Consider the following 16,314-nt stretch of genomic DNA (forward strand, 5'->3'; position numbering starts at 1 on the left):
CAAGCAGGGGTGGTGTGGCCAGGAAAAAGTTCATCGCCATCGCGGGCAACATCGGCGCCGGAAAGACGGAGCTGACGTCCTTCCTCTGCCGGAAGTACGGGTTGACGCCCTCCTTCGAACCCAACGACCAGAACCCCTATCTGGCAGACTTCTACAAGGACATGAAGACGTGGGCGTTCCGCTCACAGCTCTTCTTCTTGACGCACAAGTTCCGCCTGCACCGGGAGCTGGAGCGCACCTCCGGGACGGTGCTTCAGGACCGCACCCTCTATGAGGACGCGGAGATCTTCGCCAAGAACCTCCACCGGCAGCGGCTCATCGACAAGCGGGACTGGAAGACGTACTGCGAGCTGTACGAGACGATTTCGGAGTCGTTGCGCCCCCCCGACCTGATGATCTACCTCCGCTGCCCGGTGCAGACGATTCGTGAGCGCATCCGCATCCGCGGCCGGGCCATGGAGCGGGACATCCCCACCCGCTACCTGCAGCGCCTCAACGCCCTCTACGAGGAGTGGTTCGAGGGCTACCGCCTGTCGCCGGTGCTCGTGCTTCCCACGGACAAGCTCGACTATTTGACCAACCTGGTGGACCGCGTGGACCTCTTTCGGCAGATCGAGAAGCACCTGTGATGGAGGTCTACCTGCTGGCGACGGAGCAGGAGGGCTCGGCTCCGCTTGATGCACTGCGCGCGTCCTTCGCGAACGATGAGGTGGAGTTCACCCCGGACGCGGACGGCGAGGGTTTCACGCTGCGGGCGGACGGCTCCGAGGTGCTGGTGCGTCTGACGCGGGGCTCCGAGGGACTGCCGCGCTTCCGCAAGGAGGTGTTCAGCGGCAGCCCGGAGGCCTTCGAGCGGCTGGGGCGCGCCAAGGCCTACTACCATCTGTCCGTGGAGCCGGGCGGGGCGCAGCCCACGCTGCCTGTCTTCGAGGCCCTGTGGGCCGTGCGCACGCTGCTGGAGCACGTGCAGGGCGTGCTGGTGGACCTCACGGCCTTCAAGCTTCATGAGCCCGACGACGTGGCGGAAATCACGGAGCTGGACTTCGACATCCGCGACCACGTCCACCTCCATGCCGTGGAGGCGACGGAGGGGGACACGCCCTTGTGGGTGCACTCGCACGGGATGGAGAAGTTCGGGGCCCGGGACCTGGAAATCTTCCACCTGGCCGAGAAGGACCTGCTGGCCGCGGAGAGCTTCCTTCACGAGCTGTGCACCGACCTGGCCTTCGGGCAGGGGCCAGCGCTGCGCACCCAGGTAGGCACCAGCGAGGGACAGGTCTTCACGCTCGTGCCCTCGGAAGAGGCCCGCGCCAACCTGTTGGGCGTCCCCCTAGACACCTTCGAGGGCCACGAGGGGCTCTTCCTCACGGTGGTGTCCCCGCTGGGCCGGCACAACACGTCCCAGTTGTTGGAACCCTATCGCGAGCGCTTCGAGAAGGAGCCGGAGGAGCAGACGCAGGCCATGCGGCGGGAGGCCCAGCTGGTGCTCCCGTCCTTCCTGGCGCGCTTCCAGCGCAAGGGCCTGATGGAGCCACTCACCTTCCTGGTGCGTGCTCCCTTCGACACCCATCCCGAAGGGAACACCGTCACGGAGAACTTGTGGTTGGAGGTCATGGGCAGGGACGAGGGCTCCGTGGTGGGCAAGCTCGTTGATGGCGCGGTGCATACAACCGAGTGGCGCAAGGGTGCCCACGTAGAGGTCGCGGAGACCCAGGTCAACGCGCTGGCCATCAGCCGGGAAGGCCGGGCGTTGGACGAGCGGGAACTCCGTGAACTCCTGAACGCCGAACGGCCGATGTAGCAAGCGGCGCCAGGGGGCCTTGCCCAGCCATCGCGGGGCGCTAGGCTCCGCGCCCCATGCCCGCCCTCCTGCTGCTCACCGGTCCTTCCGCGGGGCGTCGTCACGACGTGCTCGTGGAGGCGACGATTGGCCGCAGCCCGTCGTGTGAAATCCCGCTGGATGACCATCAGGTCTCCCGCAAGCACGCGCTGATTTCCGTTCTCGACGGGCAGGCGCGCATCCGCGACTTGCGCTCGCGCAACGGGACGTTCGTCAACGGCGAGCGCCTCGTGGATGAGGTGGTGCTCAAGCCCGGTGACCAGGTGCGCGTGGGCGCGACGACGGCCCTCTTCGAGCCGCCTCCAGTGACCCTGGTGGCCGACGGGCCGGAGAAGATGGGGCAGGTGCCCATCGAGGAAGTGTTGCCTCACGTGGGCACGGCGGCGGCGATTTACTCGGCGGGCATCGCCCTGCTGGGAGCGACGAGTGGCGCCCTGGTGCTGCGGCGCCTGGCGGATGAGGTCGCGCACGCACTCAATGCCGACCGCGCGGCCGCGCTGCTGGGGAGCAGTGATGGCTTGCTCACCGCGGCGGTGGCGGGCGCGGAGGCGCTGACGATGCCGCGCGCGCTGGCGCAGGCCGCGCTGGAGCGCAAGGAGTTGGTCCAGACGGATGACGTCCTCTGCGCGCCCCTGGTCGCCTCAGGCGGCATGCCCTTCGGCGTGCTGTACGTGACGCGAGCGGAGCCGAAGTTCAGTGAGGGCGAGGGCCAGTTGCTCGCGGCGCTGGGACGGTTGGGTGGCGAGGCCTACACCACCGTGCGCTCCCGCGTGGATGCGGAGCCGCCAGTGGCCGCGCTCTCCGGTACGTCCCGGCCGCTGCGGGCCTTGCTGGAGCTGGCGCGCCGGGTGGCCGCCAGCGCCGCGCCGGTGGTGATTCATGGCGAGCCGGGCGTGGGCAAGGCGCTGCTGGCTCGCTTCGTCCATGCGCGTTCACCTCGGGCCCTGGGGCCTTTCATCGTGGTGGACTGCCGGGAGCCGGCCGAGGCCGTGGAGGAGGCGCTGTTCGGCAGGGCGAGCGCGCCCGGGCAGCCGCCTGTCGTGTCCGCGCTGCTTCGCGCGGATGGGGGCTCGCTGGTGCTGCTTCATGTGGAATCGCTCGCGCGGCCAGCTTCGGAGCGGCTTGCGAGGGCCCTGGCGCGTCGCTCGGCGCCCGCGCGGCACGGCGGCGAGGAGCCCGTGGACGTGCGGGTGCTGGCCACCGCGCCTGCGTCGGTGTCGTTGCTGGCGGCGCGCGGCGACGTGGAGTCCTCGTTGGCTCGGGCGCTGTCGGGCTTCGAACTGGACGCTCCGCCCATCCGTGAGCGGCGCGCGGACGTGCTGCCGCTGCTGGAGCAGTTCGCGGCGCGCGCGGCCCGCCGGATTCGCAAGGAGCCACCGACGCTCAGTCCCGAGGCCCGGCGGCTGCTGACGGAGTACGCGTGGCCGCAGAACCTGCGGGAGCTGGAGCTGGTGGGGGAGCGACTGGGCCTGCTGTACGCGGCGAGCCGAGTGGGCGCGCTGCAACTGCCCCCGGAGTTCCAGGAGGGCGGCGACGAGGGCGCGAAGACACTGCAGGGACGCGTGGCTCGGCTGGAGCGCGATGCCATCGCCGAGGCTTTGCGCGAGGCGTCGGGAAAGAAGGTTCGCGCCGCGGCGCTGCTCGGCATCAGCCGGCCCACGCTGGACAAGAAGATCGAGGAGTACGGGCTCGCGGTGGAGCGGGGTCGCCGGGAGTGAGTCGGGCCGCGGCGCCTAAGACTTCCGCCGGCTGAGCAGCACGCCGGAGAGGACGAGTCCCGCTCCGAACACCTGCATCCAGGTGGGCCGCTCTCCACGCACGGCCCACGCCGTGAGGGCGGCCACCACGGGGATGCCCGTGTTGTAGAGCCCCGCGCGGCTGCTGCCCACCTTCTGCACGGTGCGGCCCCAGATGAAGTACGCGAGCACCAGCGGCACCAGCGCCGAGTACACGACGCCTGCCCAGGCGCTGGCGCGGATGTTCTCGGTTTCCAGGCGCAACAGCTCGGGCACTCCCGCGAGCACCACGCCCGGTGCGCCCGTGAGCATGCTGATGGCGGTGATGCGCAGCGCGGACACCTCCGGACCCACGGTGCGGATGCCCACCGTGTAGATGGCCCAGCAGAGGCTCGCGCCGACGATGAGCCCGTCGCCAAGCAAGGACGCGCCATGTTCGGACGCGCCGCGTCCCCCCAGCACCAGCAGCATCCCCAACACGCCCAGCGCCAGTGCCGCGACGAGCGGGCGGGTGAGTCGATCCACGCCGAACATGGCGCCGAGCGTGGCCACCAGCACTGGCGTCACCGCCGTCAGCATCCCGCTGTTCGCCACCGAGGTGTTCGCCAGGCCGAGGATGAAGCACAGCTGGTACACGGTGTTGCCCACCAGCCCCAGCCCCAGCAGCTTGAGGAACACCGGGCGGGGAAGCGGCTTCCAGCCTTCGACGCCGAGGAGCAGCGCGCCCATGGCCAACGCCGCGATGGTGAAGCGCAGCGACATGAAGGCCAGGGGAGGGAGCGTCTCCATCGCCTCCTTCACCACCGTGTAGTTGGTGCCCCAGGCAATCACGACACCGACGATGGCCAGGTCGGACACGGAGAATCCGCGTGAGGGGGCGGGCACAACGGCGGTGGTGGGCGTGGACACGGCGGCAGGGGAATAGGCCCGAGGGGCCGCGCGCGCAAGCCGACGTTTGGAGCCGGGCATGCTAAACGCCTGGGCATGGACCTACGCTTTTCGGAAGAGGTGCGCCGCGCGCTCGAGGCCGGCCAACCGCTGGTGGCCCTGGAGACGAGCGTCGTGGCCCAGGGCCTTCCGTATCCGGACAACCTGGCCGCGGCCCGGGCATGCGAGGAGGCCATCCGCCGCGCTGGCGCCGTTCCCGCCGCCACCGCCCTCATCGACGGGCAGCTGTGCATCGGGCTGGAGGAGCCGGAGATGCGCCGGCTGGCGGAGGGCAAGGAGCGCCTGCTCAAGGTGGGGTCCCGGGACCTGGCCATCGCCATGGCCACGCGCGCCACGGGAGGCACCACCGTGAGCGCCACGTGTGAGATGGCCGCCGCCGCGGGCATCCGTGTCTTCTCCACCGGTGGCATTGGGGGTGTGCACCGCGGGGCGTCGGAGCACTTCGACATCTCCCAGGACATCGCCGCGCTGGCTCGCTTCCCCGTCGCCGTGGTGTGCGCGGGCGCGAAGTCCGTGCTGGACCTGCCCAAGACGATGGAGCTGCTGGAGACGGCCGGCGTGCCCGTCATCGGCGTGGGGACGGACGAACTGCCGTCGTTCTACAGCCGGGGTTCCGGCATTCCCCTGGAGCACCGCGCGGATGACGTGGACACGGCCGCCCGCATCGCCCGCGCCCGCTTCGAGACACTGAAGCAGGGTGGGGTGCTCTACACCGTGCCTCCACCCGAGGAGACGTCCCTGCCTCGCAACGAGGTGGAGTTGCACATCGCCGCGACGCTCGCCGACGCGGACCGGCAGGGCATCCGCGGCAAGGCCGTGACGCCCTTCCTCCTGACGGAGATGGCGAAGCGCACCGGGGGCAAGACGCTCAAGGCCAACCTGGCGCTGCTCACCAACAACGCGCGCTTCGCCGGTCAGCTCGCCGTGGCGTACGCACGCGCGAGCTGAGTGTCCGGACGCGGGCCGCCGCTACTTCTGGAACCAGCGCACCAGATCTTCCAGTTCGCGGCGGTCCACCTCGTCGAAGGTGCCCTTGTGCTCGGAGTCGATGTCGAGCACGGCGAGCAGCTCCCGGTTGCGGCCGAACACCGGGACGACAATCTCCGACGCTGAGCGTCCGTCGCAGGTGATGTGACCGGGGAAGGCGTGGACGTCCGCCACCACCACCGTCTCGCCCTTCGCCGCGGCGGCGCCGCACACGCCCTTTCCGAAGGGGATTTCCAGGCACCCGAGCGTGCCCTGGTAGGGGCCCACGCGGAGCAGCTTGCCCGGCGTGACGACGCGGTAGAAGCCCGTCCACAAGTGCCCGAAGGCGTGGTGCAGCAGGCAGCTCAGGGTGGCCATGCCGGTGATGTCGTCATCGATGCCCTCGAGCACCGCGCGCGCATGCTGCTTCAGCTCGGCGTAGGCTTCGGCCTTGGGCATGCCGCGCAGATCCAGGGTGACTTCCGCCATGATGGGACCTCGCAAGGCGACCCCCCGCGAGCGTCAGGCCCCGGTAGGGTCAGCGCCCCATCCATAGCTTGATTCGCTTTCCACCGCACAGGAGCCGACATGGATTCGCTCATCCTCGATTCGAATACCTGGCTGCTCGTTCTCACGGGCGCGGGAGTCTCCGCTGAAAGCGGAGTTCCCACCTTCCGCGGGATGAGCGGACTCTGGGAGGACCAGCCCGTGGAGGCCGTGGCGTCGCCCGAGGGCTTCCGGAAGGACCCGGCGCTGGTGTGGCGCTTCTACTCGGAGCGCCGCAAGGCCGCCGCCGCCGTCCACCCCAACCCGGGCCACGAGGCGCTCGTCGCCTGGGAGCGCCATCTGGGGGACCGCTTCCTGCTCGCCACCCAGAACGTCGACGGCCTGCACACGCGCGCCGGAAGTCAGCGGGTGGTGGAGATGCACGGCAACCTCTTCAAGACGCGCTGCAGCGGCTGCGAGCGGCCCCCGTTTGAGGACACCACCGTGTACCCCACGGGGTCGGTGCCCGAGTGCGACGCGTGTGGAAAGCGGCTGCGGCCCCACATCGTCTGGTTCGGCGAATACCTGGACCCGGCGGACATCCAGCGCATCGAGGACTTCTCGCTGCGGGCCGCCACCTCGGGTGGACGCTTCGTCTTCCTGGCGGCGGGGACTTCTGGCGCTGTGTACCCGGCCGCTGGAATCGTGGACCAGGTGCGCAAGGCGGGCGGGAAGACGTGGCTCGTCAACCTGGACCCGGCGGAGAACTCCAACCGCTTCGAGCACCGCGTCGTAGGCAAGAGCGGGGAAGTCCTCCCGACACTCGCGAAGCTCGCCTGACGCGGGTGGCGGAAGGACAGGCGGGCACTGCGGCGCTTCCGCGTGCCGCCCGTGGGGGGACTACTCGAAGACGGAGATGTCCGGACCGGACGGGCTCGACGGCTTCGGCGGGGGGCGAGGCGAACGCCCAGGGGCCGCGGCTCGCACGGGCTCCAGCACCACGTTTGCCGTCTGCGTATCCCCGGCCACCCGGCGCAGGTTGAGCGTGAGCTCCTTGTCCTGGTGCCCCGGCATGCGGAAGCTGAAGGAATGCACCTTGTCGCGGCGGAGCTGGAGCTTCGTGGGCGTGGTGCCCACCATCTCTTCGCCTTCGTAGATGGATGCGCCGGACGGCGTCGAGTCGAGGCTCACCGTGAGGACGGACGACTCCTCGGGCGTTCCCGTCGTGCCGGTCGCGACCTGTGTCGTGGTCGGTGACGCATCGCGGGGGACGTTCACCACCACCGGCGTCGCGGGTGCGCTGCCGCCACCCTGGTTGCCGAGGACCACGGCCGCGCCAATACCCAGCAGGACCAGCGGCACGGCGATCAGGGCCACCTTCTTGCCGGTGGACATGCCCTCCGGCTCGGGAGGCGGGGGAGGCGGCGCGGACCGCGACGTCTGTGAGCGGACGCGGCTGGGAGAGGACGAGGTGGCGCCACCGCCGCCCTGGGCCCTGGCGACGACGACGTTGGACGGCGTGGAGCCCCGGCCCAGGGTCGGCGAGGCGCCCACCCGCGAGGAGCGGATGCCGCTCTGGCTGCCCTGACGGCTGGAACGGCTGCGGCTGTTGCTGCCGCGCTCGCTGGCGCTGGCGACGCCGCCGCTCGGCATCGCGTCGAGCTCCTCGGAGGAGAGGTCCGCCACGGTGTCCAGCATCGCGTCGATGAACTCCTGCGCGTTCTGGTACCGGTCCTCCTTCTCCGGGGCGAGCGCCTTCTTGAAGAAGGCATCCAGCGTGGCCGGCACGGGGGCGCCCTGGCGCTTGGTGTTGACGGAGGGCACCGCCTGGGTGAGCGACGCCGTCAGCGCCTTGCGCACCGTGTTCGCGCCGAAGGGCGAGCTGCCGGTGAGGCAGAAGTAGAGAACGCCCGCCATGGAGTAGAGGTCGGAGCGCTGGTCCACGGACTCGCCGCCGGCCTGCTCGGGCGGCATGTACTGGGGCGTGCCCAGCACCTGTCCGGTCGAGGTGAGCTGCTCCTCCTCCTCGGACTCCATGGCCTTCACCAGCCCGAAGTCCAGCACCTTGACGAAGTCCTGGCCGCTGAGCTGCTGCACCATGATGTTGTGCGGCTTCAGGTCGCGGTGGACACAACCTTCCGCGTGCGCGTGCGCCAGGCCCTGCGACGCCTGCTCCACGAGGCTCAATGCCCGGCGCAGGGACATGGGGCCCTGGCGCTTCACCGTCTCCTTCAGGCTTTCGCCTTCCAGGAGCTCCATCACGTAGTAGCAGGTGCCGTCCGGCGACCGGCCGAAGTCGAAGATGGTGATGACGTTGGGGTGCCGCAGTCGGCTGGCGAGCTCCGCCTCCCGGCGAAAGCGCTCGAAGAACTGGGGGGCGGCGGCCAGCGACGGGTTGAGCGTCTTCACCGCCACCGGTCGTTGCACGGACGTCTGGGTGGCGCGGAACACCATGCCCATGCCGCCCTGGCCCAGGACGCTTTCGATTTTATAACGGCCGTCGAGCACCTGGCCGAGGAGCTGGAGGCTCTGGCCTGAGCAGAGGTGGTCGACGCCGTCGGTGCTTCCACAATGGGGACAGGGGGCAGCCATGTGGGGCCGGAGTATAGACAGGCCCCGGCCCAACCCGGAAAGCCCCTGTAGGGCCCCAGAGCGAACGGGCAGGCACATCCGACATTCCCGAGGGGCTCGCGGGCTGTTACATCCCCGGCGCCATGAGCCTCGTCATCGCCCAGGACCTCAGTCTCTCCTACGGAAAGAAGGTCCTCTTCGATCAGGACAGTTTCACGCTGGGTCCCAGGGACCGGGTGGGCCTCGTAGGGGCCAACGGGACGGGCAAGAGCTCGCTGATGAAAATCCTGGCGGGCGTGGCCCAGCCCGACTCCGGGACGGTGCAGTACAGCCGCAAGGCCCGGGCGGGCTACCTGCCGCAGGAAATCGCCGGCCTGCCGGATGGCACCGTGGTGGAGGCGGTGATGAGCACCGTGCCCGGCCGCGATGCCATGGAGGCGCGCCTCAAGGAGACCGAGGAGGCGCTCGCCGCCGCCACGGACGAGGAGGACCAGCTGGAGCTGTCCCAGTCCCTGGCGGACCTGCACGCGGAGCTGGACGACTTCGAGAACCGCTACGGCCGCCACCACGCCGAGCGCATCCTCAAGGGCCTGGGCTTCCGCGACGCGGATCTGGCCAAGCCCACCTCCGCGCTGTCCGGCGGCTGGCGGATGCGCGCGGCCCTGGCGGGACTGCTGCTCCAGGACCCGGACCTGCTGCTGTTGGACGAGCCCACCAACCACCTGGACGTGCCCACGCTCACGTGGTTCGACGACTTCATGCGCCGCTCCAACAAGGCGCTGGTGCTCATCTCCCACGACAAGGACTTCCTCAACCGGCAGATCAACCGGGTGGTGTCCCTGGAAGTGGAGGGTGTGCGCGAGTACGCGGGGAACTACGACGAGTACAAGCGCCTGCGCGCCGAGGAGAAGGAACTGTTGAGGGCCCGCGCGGAGAAGGTGGAGTCGCGCCGCGCGGAGCTGCAGGGCTTCATCGACCGCTTCGGCGCCAAGGCCACCAAGGCGCGTCAGGCCCAGAGCCGCGCCAAGATGTTGGAGAAGCTGGAGAAGGTGCAGGTCCTGGAGGAGCGGACGTCGATGAAGTTCCGCTTCCCCGAGGTCGAGCGGAGCGGACGCGACGTGGTGACGCTGGAGGCCATCACCAAGCGGTACGGCGCGCAGACCATCTACGACGGCCTCACCGGGCGCGTGGAGCGTGGGCAGCGCATCGCCGTGGTGGGCGCGAATGGCGCGGGCAAGACGACGCTCCTGAAGATGGTCGCTGGCGAGCTGGCGCCGGACACCGGGACGGTGACGCTGGGGCACAACGTGGTGGTGGGCTATTACGCGCAGCACCACGCGGACAAGCTGAACCGGCAGAACACCATCATCGAAGAGGTGCGCCCGCTGGCCGCGGACAAGCCGGAGAGCTACGTGCGCGGCGTGCTGGGCGCGTTCCTCTTCAGTGGCGACGATGTGGAGAAACCCATCGGCGTGCTGAGTGGTGGTGAGCGCGCGCGGGTGGCGCTGGCCAAGCTGTTGCTGGTGCCGTCCAACTTCCTGCTGATGGACGAGCCCACCAACCACCTGGACCTGGACTCGGCAGAGATGCTGATTGACGCGCTGAAGGGCTACGGCGGCACGTTGCTGTTCGTCAGCCACAGCCGGAGCTTCATCAACGGCCTGGCGTCGCACGTGTGGGAGGTGGCAGACGGGAAGCTCACGCCGCACCCGGGCAACCTGGACGACTACCTGTACCACCAGCAGAAGCTCCAGCAGGCGGAGGCCTCGGCCATCGCGGCGGGCCAGGCGCGGGGCGAGAAGGTGGCCTCCGGGCCGATGACGGAGAAGGACCGCAAGCGGCTGGAGGCGGAGGCGCGCCAGCGCCGCAGCGTGGTGGAAGGGCCCCTCAAGAAGGAGATCGCGAAGCTGGAGGCGCGCATCGCCGAGGTGGAGGCCGGACAGAAGGAGCGCGAGGAGCAGCTCGCGGACCCGGCCCTCTACAACGACTTCGCGCGCGCCAAGCCGCTGATGGAAACGCACCGCGCGGGCAAGGAGGAGCTGGAAGACCTCTATGCCCGCTGGGAGGCCGCGCAGGAGAAGCTGGCCGAGGCGTCCGCGTCACTGGGGTGAGGGCCGCGTGGCGCTCGCCCGGCTCATTGGGTGAACATCCGGTGGAGCAGCCACATCAAGCCCTGGGAGGCATACCCGCCCAGGTTGAAGGCCTGGCCTCCACGCCGGGTGGGGACGAACATCGGCATGTCGTGGCTGCTGAACCTTTCCCGGTAGGGGGTGGCGCCACTGGGCGCGCAACTCCCGCAGTAGAGGCGCTCCTCCGCGACGAAGCCGTGCTCCAGCCGTAGCTTGCGTCGGCACGCGGCACAGCAGGGGGGCCCTTCGAGCCGCACCGTGGCGCGGGCATCCAGCGGCTCGTTGCGGTACGTCTCCACAGCGTCTTGCAGTTGCTGGAGCTCGCCCGCGTCCAGGGCCACGCCCGCGCAGCCCGAGCACACCTCCATGGGGACCCCGAACACCTCCACTACGGGCAGGGGCGCGCAGCCACAGCGTGGACAGGTAGGGGCGCGGGTTCCGCAGTGTGTGCACTCCGGGACGAACTGGAGCTCGCCCTGACAGCCCTTGCAGCATCCTGGGCGGTTCTTCGCGCGTCGCAGGAGCGCATCCGACACGGAGCCTCCCATGACTTTCGTGAGCGCTTCGCCCTCGAACCACACCGCGCCACAGGCGCCACAGGTCTCCAAGGGAAGCTCACCGCTGGGCGTGAGCTGCATCGAGTTCTGGCAGAAGGGGCATGCGCTCATGGGGATGATCTATAGGCGCTCGCCCCCAGGGGCGAAAGCAGCAATGTCCGGAAGGTGCGTTCCCCAGGCTCGCCGCCCGGTGTCGTCAAGCGCGGAGCCGCTTGCGGCGCTCCCGCTTGGCGCGAGCTTCCGCGTGCGATGGCTTGCCCGCGTCGCGCAGTTCGTCGGACACGGGCAATGACTGCGACGGCCGCTTCCCGTCAGGCAGGCCGTCCACGGAGGTGGCCTCCGCGGGTGGTTGCTCGGAGGGGAGGGCGGGGAGGCGGATGACGAACATGGTGCCTTCGCCCACCTTGCTCTGCACGGAGATGCTGCCGCCGTGGTTCTTCACGATGCGTTGGCAGATGGCCAGCCCCAGGCCGGTGCCTTTCTGCTTCGTCGTGTAGAAGGGCACGAAGATGTGCGGGTGCTGGTCCGGAGGAATGCCGGGCCCGTTGTCGGACACCTGTACCTCCACGAACTCGGCGCCGGCGCTGCGCAGCTCACCGAAGCGCTCCGGCTTCTCCGTGCGCACGCTGATGCGGCCCTCGCGCGTCTCGAGCGCCTGCACCGCGTTCTGCACCAGGTTGATGAGCACCTGTTTGAGCTGTTCCGCGTCGCCGTCCACGCGCGGCAACATCAAGTCCAGCTCCACGGCCAGGTGGAGGTTGGGCGGCACGTCGTTCTGGATGAGCCGCATGGTGCGCGTGACCACCTCGTTGAGGTCGGTGGTGCCGAAGCTCTGCTTCAGCGGGCGCGCATAGTCGAGGAACGCCGTCACCACGCCGTTGAGCCGGTTGACCTCCTCGACGATGACTTCGAGGAACTCGGCGTCTTCGCCCTGGAAGTGCGCCGGGTCCAGGCACTGCGCCGCGCCCTTGATGGCGCCCAGCGGATTGCGAATCTCATGCGCGAGACCCGCCGCCATCTCACCCAGCGCGGCCAGGCGGTCCCGCTCGCGAATCTTCTCGTAGAGCTTGGAGTTCTCCAGCACCGTCGCCAGCCGCTCCGCCACCTCCAGGATGATGGCGATTTCGTCGGACGCGAAGGCCTCCGGCACCCGTTCGTCCCACAGGTTGAGGAACCCGATGACGCGGTCATTGCCCATCAGCGGCACGGCGATGCCGGCCTTCACCTGCACCAGCGCCGTGCGCGTGTCGTTGAGCCGCTTGAGCTCGTCCCGGTAGCGCTTGCCCTCCACCGCCTGCAGCCGCATGGTGGCCATGCGGCGCTCCACGTTCTCCCGCAGCACCGCCTTCTGTCCGCTGGCCGCCGCGAAGAGCAGGCCGCGCGCCGCCGCCGTGTCCAGGAAGGCCACCGGCAGCGGGCCGCGCGAATCCAGCAGCCGGTATCCGGGCCGGTCCTCCGCCAGCAGGTACACGGAGGCGTGCGTGACGCGGCCCGTCTCGTGGAGCGTGTCCAGCACCAGCCGGGCCAGCTCGGAAATCTCGATGACGTTCGCCATGCGCGCGCGCAGCGAGCCCAGCGAGTCCAGGAGGGCGAAGCGCTCGCGGAAGAAGATGCGCACCACCATCTCCTCCACCTTCACCTTCAGCGGCTCCAGGAGGATGAGGATGACGAACGCGGCCACCACCGTGTTGAAGAGGAAGAGGCCGGTGTTCTCCTTCCCCCACGCAGTCAGCACCGTGAAGACGGCGGCCAGGATGCTGGCCAGCACCGTCTGCGAGGCGATCTTGCCCAGCAGCTCGTGCAGGTCCATGAGCCGCAGACGCAGCAGCGTGTGGGCCAGGAAGAACAGGTACAGCGTGGAGAAGACCGACCCCAGCGTGGGGAAGGGGATGCCGAAGCTGACCAGGAAATCCAGCGCGGAGAAGAGGATGGCCGCGCCCGCGCCAATGGCCAGGTACGCCAGCCGGAACTTCTCGATGCGTGACTCTGTGGTGCGGACCCGGTGGAGCAGCAATGAACCGTAGGTCAGCAACGTGCCCAGCACCCACACGCCCATGCCCACCCGGGCCCAGAGCTTGTCGGCCAGGGGGGTGACAGCCACGGTCAGCCCCAGGACGGCGGACAGCAGGGCGAGCCGGCGGCCCACCAGGTTTGTCCCCTTGCTGACGCCCAGGAACTCCAGGAAGAAGGCAACGGCCGCGCCCGGCACCAGTGAGCCCACCAGGATGGTGGCGCCCACGAAGATGCGGGATGTCCACGGGTAGTCGCCGGCCGGGAAGACGCTGTGAAAGAAGAGCGAAAGGTAGTAGCCGGCCACCGTCAGCGCGAAGACGGAGTACAGCGTCAGTACCCTGGGCCTGCCGGGCCGCAGCAACATGGACACGCCCAGGGCGAGCCCGATGATGGATGCCAGCAGCGCGCTCTGTGTCCGGATGTCCATGAGGAGGCGGACAGTCTAACCTGTGTCAGCCTCCGGAAATTTTCCATGACCTGCCGGTTGTCCTGGGGCGAGCCCGCGCGCATTTCCCTGGGACCCAGCCCCCGCGTATGAAGCCCTTCCTTTCCAAGCTCGCCGTCGCCGCCTCCGCGCTCCTGATGACCGCGCAGGCACCCGCCCCGAAGGCGGTTTCGTCCACCCCGGCCGAGCCCGAGGCGTCCGAAGCGCCGGCCCAGCACCCCAGCAACGCGCCTCCAGAGGCGCAGCTGTCGCCCCCTCCCGACTCGGAGAAGGCGCCGCTGCCGGTGGGCTACGTGGAGGTGCTCAACCCCGCCTTCCCCAATGCCGCGCCGCCCACGCCGGTGGTGCACCGGGGCCGCCGCTACGCGCTGGAGGACCTGGCGCCGTACTTCGGCGAGGGCAAGAAGAAGGAGGCCCGTGACGCGTTCGACCGTGGACAGTACACGCGCGCCCGCGAGCTGCTGAAGGACGAGGGCGACAGCCCGCCGGTGCGCTACCTGCGCGCCCTGGCCGCCGTCCGCGCCGGAGATGACGCGTCCGCCGCCAAGGAGTTCGCCGAACTGGCCCCGGACTACCCCGCGCTGAAGGACCGCTGCCTGACGCATGGCGGCGTGGCGCTGGAGAGCCTGCGCCGCTTCGATGAGGCCGCGGTCCTGCTGGAGCAGGTGCCACCCGAGTCCAAGCTGTACGTGGACGCGCGGCTGGCCCTGTCGCGCGTGCTGCGCAAGAAGAAGGACGCGGCGGGCGCCATGGCCGCGCTGGAGCCGCTCACGTCGCGCGCGGCGCCCAGCTGGGGCCGCAACGTGGGCGCCGAGGCGCTGATGGCCATCGCCGACATCGCCGCGGAGAAGAAGGACAAGGCCGCCGAGCGCGCCGCGCTGTGGCGCCTGTGGGCCGCGCACCCGCTGTCCGCCTTGTCGAAGCAGGCCGAGAAGCGCCTCAAGGGGCAGACGCCGCCCGTCGATGCGAGGGTGGGGCGTGGCGAGGCGCTGGTGGAGTTGCACCGGAACAAGGCCGGCCTGGAGCAGTTGGAGCCGCTGCTGCCGAAGCTGGAGCTTCCGGACCCGCTGGCCTGCCGCGCGCACTTCGCCTTCGGCAAGGGCATGCGCAAGGAGCGCCAGCACACGCGCGCCATCCAGGTGCTGACGCCCGTGGCGGAGAAGTGCCAGGACCGGGACCTGCTGGCGCGCGTGCTGTACGTGCTCGGCTCGTCGCGCTCCATCGTCGACCAGGCGCGGGGCACGGAGACCTACGAGCGGCTGGCGCGCGAGTTCCCGGACCACTCGTTCGCGGATGATGGCCTCTTCTACGCGGCCGACCTGTACCTGAAGACGGGCCGTCCGAAGGAGGCCATGGCCCGCCTGGACACGCTGGCCCGGCTGTACCCGCAGGGGGACTTCCTGGGCGAGGCGCTCTTCAAGGCGTTCTGGATTGCCCGCACCACGGGCGTGGAGGACTCCGGCCTGTCGTTCCTGGACCGCATCGAGGCGCAGTTCGCCAAGGCGGACGAGAGCTACGACGTGGAGCGCGCGCGCTACTGGCGGGCGCGGACGATGCAGGAGAAGGGCAACATCCAGGGCGCGGCGGAGCTGTTCGAGAAGCTCTCCGTGGACCACCCGGCGACCTACTACGGGCTGATGGCGCGCTCGCAGCTGGCGAAGGTGGATCCGCCTCGGCTGGAGAAGGTGTCCGCCGAAATCTTCACCGTGCCCGAGGCCGCCAGCCCCTGGCCGCTGTTCGCCGGCCCCATGGGCGAGGACCCGCACTTCCGCGCGGGCGTGGAGCTGTACCGCCTGGGCTTCAAGGAAGCCGTGTCGTCCGAGATGCTGGCCGTCAACCGGACCAATCTGCCCGCAGAGTCCGTGCGCCTGCTGGTGCTGGTGCTGCACGAGGCCGGGGACGAGCGCTCCGCCCACGCGGTGGCGCGGCTGGCGCTGCGGAAGGACTTGAGCGGGCGCATCACGCCGGAGACGCGCGTGGTGTGGGAGGTGGCCTATCCCAACGCCTTCCGCGACAGCATCGAGAAGCACACCGCGGACGTGGGCGTGGAGCCGGACCTGCTCCAGGCGTTGATGCGGGAGGAGAGCGCGCTGGACCCCAAGGCGCTCTCGTGGGCGGGCGCGATGGGCCTCACCCAGTTGATGCCGTCCACCGCGAAGGGCGTGGCGCGCGAGCTGAAGCTCAAGCGCTTCAGCGTGGACCAGTTGCTCCAGCCCGACCTCAACATCCGCATGGGGGCCCACTACCTGGGCGGCTTGCTCAAGCGCTTCAACGGGCACACGCCCTATGCGGTGGGCAGCTACAACGCCGGACCTGGCGCGGTGAATCGTTGGAGGTCCGACAGGCCGGACCTGGCGCTGGACGCATGGGTGGAGGAAATCCCCATCTCCGAGACGCGCGGCTACATCAAGCGCGTGCTGCGCTCGTTCAACACGTACCAACTGCTGTACGGACGGGCGCCCAAGCTGCCGGTGCTCAAGAGCGCCGCGAAGTAGGTGCGCTGCCGCCATCCGGCCGCCTGCTGGGTGGTGTCGGTGGAGAATTCGTGCGGAATGGGGCGCGGATGCCGCGGGTTATGTCCACGCCCGGAAAAAGGGTGCCTGCGTGTGGGGGACCCCTATGC

Annotated in this window: 12 protein-coding genes; 7 read left to right on the plus strand and 5 right to left on the minus strand. The window is 69.6% G+C overall.

The window, feature by feature from the left end; all coding sequences use genetic code 11:
- Positions 1-14 precede the first annotated feature (14 nt).
- Genes BHS09_RS16640 through BHS09_RS16650 form a run of 3 tightly spaced genes read left to right on the plus strand, consistent with a single transcriptional unit; the run spans position 15 to position 3,558 of the window.
- Positions 15-629, plus strand: a complete 615-nt coding sequence (locus tag BHS09_RS16640) for a deoxynucleoside kinase (protein ID WP_011553366.1) — start codon at positions 15-17, stop codon at positions 627-629.
- Positions 626-1,801 (plus strand): DUF2314 domain-containing protein, encoded by a 1,176-nt coding sequence (locus BHS09_RS16645; RefSeq protein WP_174258796.1) that lies wholly within the window; start codon positions 626-628, stop codon positions 1,799-1,801. The genes BHS09_RS16640 and BHS09_RS16645 overlap by 4 nt, the downstream gene beginning before the upstream one ends.
- A gap of 56 nt (positions 1,802-1,857) precedes the next feature.
- Entirely contained in the window at positions 1,858-3,558 is a 1,701-nt protein-coding gene (locus BHS09_RS16650; RefSeq protein WP_140798345.1) for an FHA domain-containing protein, read from the plus strand.
- 15 nt (positions 3,559-3,573) lie between these two features.
- Here BHS09_RS16650 and BHS09_RS16655 read toward each other — a convergent pair whose 3' ends face one another.
- Positions 3,574-4,485: a DMT family transporter gene (locus tag BHS09_RS16655; protein WP_140796475.1), complete on the minus strand. Its 912-nt coding sequence runs from the start codon at positions 4,483-4,485 to the stop codon at positions 3,574-3,576.
- A 75-nt stretch (positions 4,486-4,560) separates the two neighbouring features.
- Between BHS09_RS16655 and BHS09_RS16660 the strand changes: the two genes are divergently transcribed.
- Entirely contained in the window at positions 4,561-5,472 is a 912-nt protein-coding gene (locus tag BHS09_RS16660; RefSeq protein WP_140791212.1) for a pseudouridine-5'-phosphate glycosidase, read from the plus strand.
- A gap of 21 nt (positions 5,473-5,493) precedes the next feature.
- On the opposite strand, the gene BHS09_RS16665 is transcribed toward BHS09_RS16660, so the two are convergent.
- Complete coding sequence (locus tag BHS09_RS16665; protein ID WP_140791214.1) at positions 5,494-5,979, minus strand: GAF domain-containing protein; 486 nt, start codon at positions 5,977-5,979, stop codon at positions 5,494-5,496.
- 99 nt (positions 5,980-6,078) lie between these two features.
- Here BHS09_RS16665 and BHS09_RS16670 point away from each other — a divergent pair, with 99 nt between their 5' ends.
- Entirely contained in the window at positions 6,079-6,816 is a 738-nt protein-coding gene (locus BHS09_RS16670) for an SIR2 family NAD-dependent protein deacylase (protein WP_140791216.1), read from the plus strand.
- A gap of 60 nt (positions 6,817-6,876) precedes the next feature.
- Here BHS09_RS16670 and BHS09_RS16675 read toward each other — a convergent pair whose 3' ends face one another.
- Positions 6,877-8,568: a serine/threonine-protein kinase gene (locus tag BHS09_RS16675; protein ID WP_174259284.1), complete on the minus strand. Its 1,692-nt coding sequence runs from the start codon at positions 8,566-8,568 to the stop codon at positions 6,877-6,879.
- A gap of 122 nt (positions 8,569-8,690) precedes the next feature.
- On the opposite strand from BHS09_RS16675, the gene BHS09_RS16680 reads away from it, so the two are divergent.
- Positions 8,691-10,658, plus strand: coding sequence for an ABC-F family ATP-binding cassette domain-containing protein (locus BHS09_RS16680; RefSeq protein WP_140798346.1), 1,968 nt, complete (start codon positions 8,691-8,693; stop codon positions 10,656-10,658).
- Between the two features lie 23 nt (positions 10,659-10,681).
- Here the strand turns inward: BHS09_RS16680 and BHS09_RS16685 are convergent, their stop codons facing one another.
- Both BHS09_RS16685 and BHS09_RS16690 read right to left on the minus strand, forming a co-directional pair.
- Positions 10,682-11,344, minus strand: coding sequence for a TFIIB-type zinc ribbon-containing protein (locus tag BHS09_RS16685; RefSeq protein WP_140791220.1), 663 nt, complete (start codon positions 11,342-11,344; stop codon positions 10,682-10,684).
- An 85-nt stretch (positions 11,345-11,429) separates the two neighbouring features.
- Positions 11,430-13,673 (minus strand): ATP-binding protein, encoded by a 2,244-nt coding sequence (locus tag BHS09_RS16690; RefSeq protein ID WP_140791222.1) that lies wholly within the window; start codon positions 13,671-13,673, stop codon positions 11,430-11,432.
- A gap of 107 nt (positions 13,674-13,780) precedes the next feature.
- Between BHS09_RS16690 and BHS09_RS16695 the strand changes: the two genes are divergently transcribed.
- Complete coding sequence (locus tag BHS09_RS16695) at positions 13,781-16,186, plus strand: lytic transglycosylase domain-containing protein (protein ID WP_140798347.1); 2,406 nt, start codon at positions 13,781-13,783, stop codon at positions 16,184-16,186.
- Positions 16,187-16,314 lie beyond the last annotated feature (128 nt).

It is taken from the genome of Myxococcus xanthus (genome assembly GCF_006402735.1).
GTDB lineage: Bacteria > Myxococcota > Myxococcia > Myxococcales > Myxococcaceae > Myxococcus > Myxococcus xanthus_A.

What these genes read in the sequence shown, in the direction of transcription:
- BHS09_RS16660 (WP_140791212.1), top strand. Translation starts at nt 4,561, where the DNA reads ATGGACCTACGCTTTTCGGAAGAGGTGCGCCGCGCGCTCGAGGCCGGC.
- BHS09_RS16665 (WP_140791214.1), bottom strand. Translation starts at nt 5,979, where the DNA reads ATGGCGGAAGTCACCCTGGATCTGCGCGGCATGCCCAAGGCCGAAGCC.
- BHS09_RS16675 (WP_174259284.1), bottom strand. Translation starts at nt 8,568, where the DNA reads ATGGCTGCCCCCTGTCCCCATTGTGGAAGCACCGACGGCGTCGACCAC.
- BHS09_RS16680 (WP_140798346.1), top strand. Translation starts at nt 8,691, where the DNA reads ATGAGCCTCGTCATCGCCCAGGACCTCAGTCTCTCCTACGGAAAGAAG.
- BHS09_RS16695 (WP_140798347.1), top strand. Translation starts at nt 13,781, where the DNA reads ATGAAGCCCTTCCTTTCCAAGCTCGCCGTCGCCGCCTCCGCGCTCCTG.
- BHS09_RS16650 (WP_140798345.1), top strand. Translation starts at nt 1,858, where the DNA reads ATGCCCGCCCTCCTGCTGCTCACCGGTCCTTCCGCGGGGCGTCGTCAC.
- BHS09_RS16670 (WP_140791216.1), top strand. Translation starts at nt 6,079, where the DNA reads ATGGATTCGCTCATCCTCGATTCGAATACCTGGCTGCTCGTTCTCACG.
- BHS09_RS16690 (WP_140791222.1), bottom strand. Translation starts at nt 13,673, where the DNA reads ATGGACATCCGGACACAGAGCGCGCTGCTGGCATCCATCATCGGGCTC.
- BHS09_RS16685 (WP_140791220.1), bottom strand. Translation starts at nt 11,344, where the DNA reads ATGAGCGCATGCCCCTTCTGCCAGAACTCGATGCAGCTCACGCCCAGC.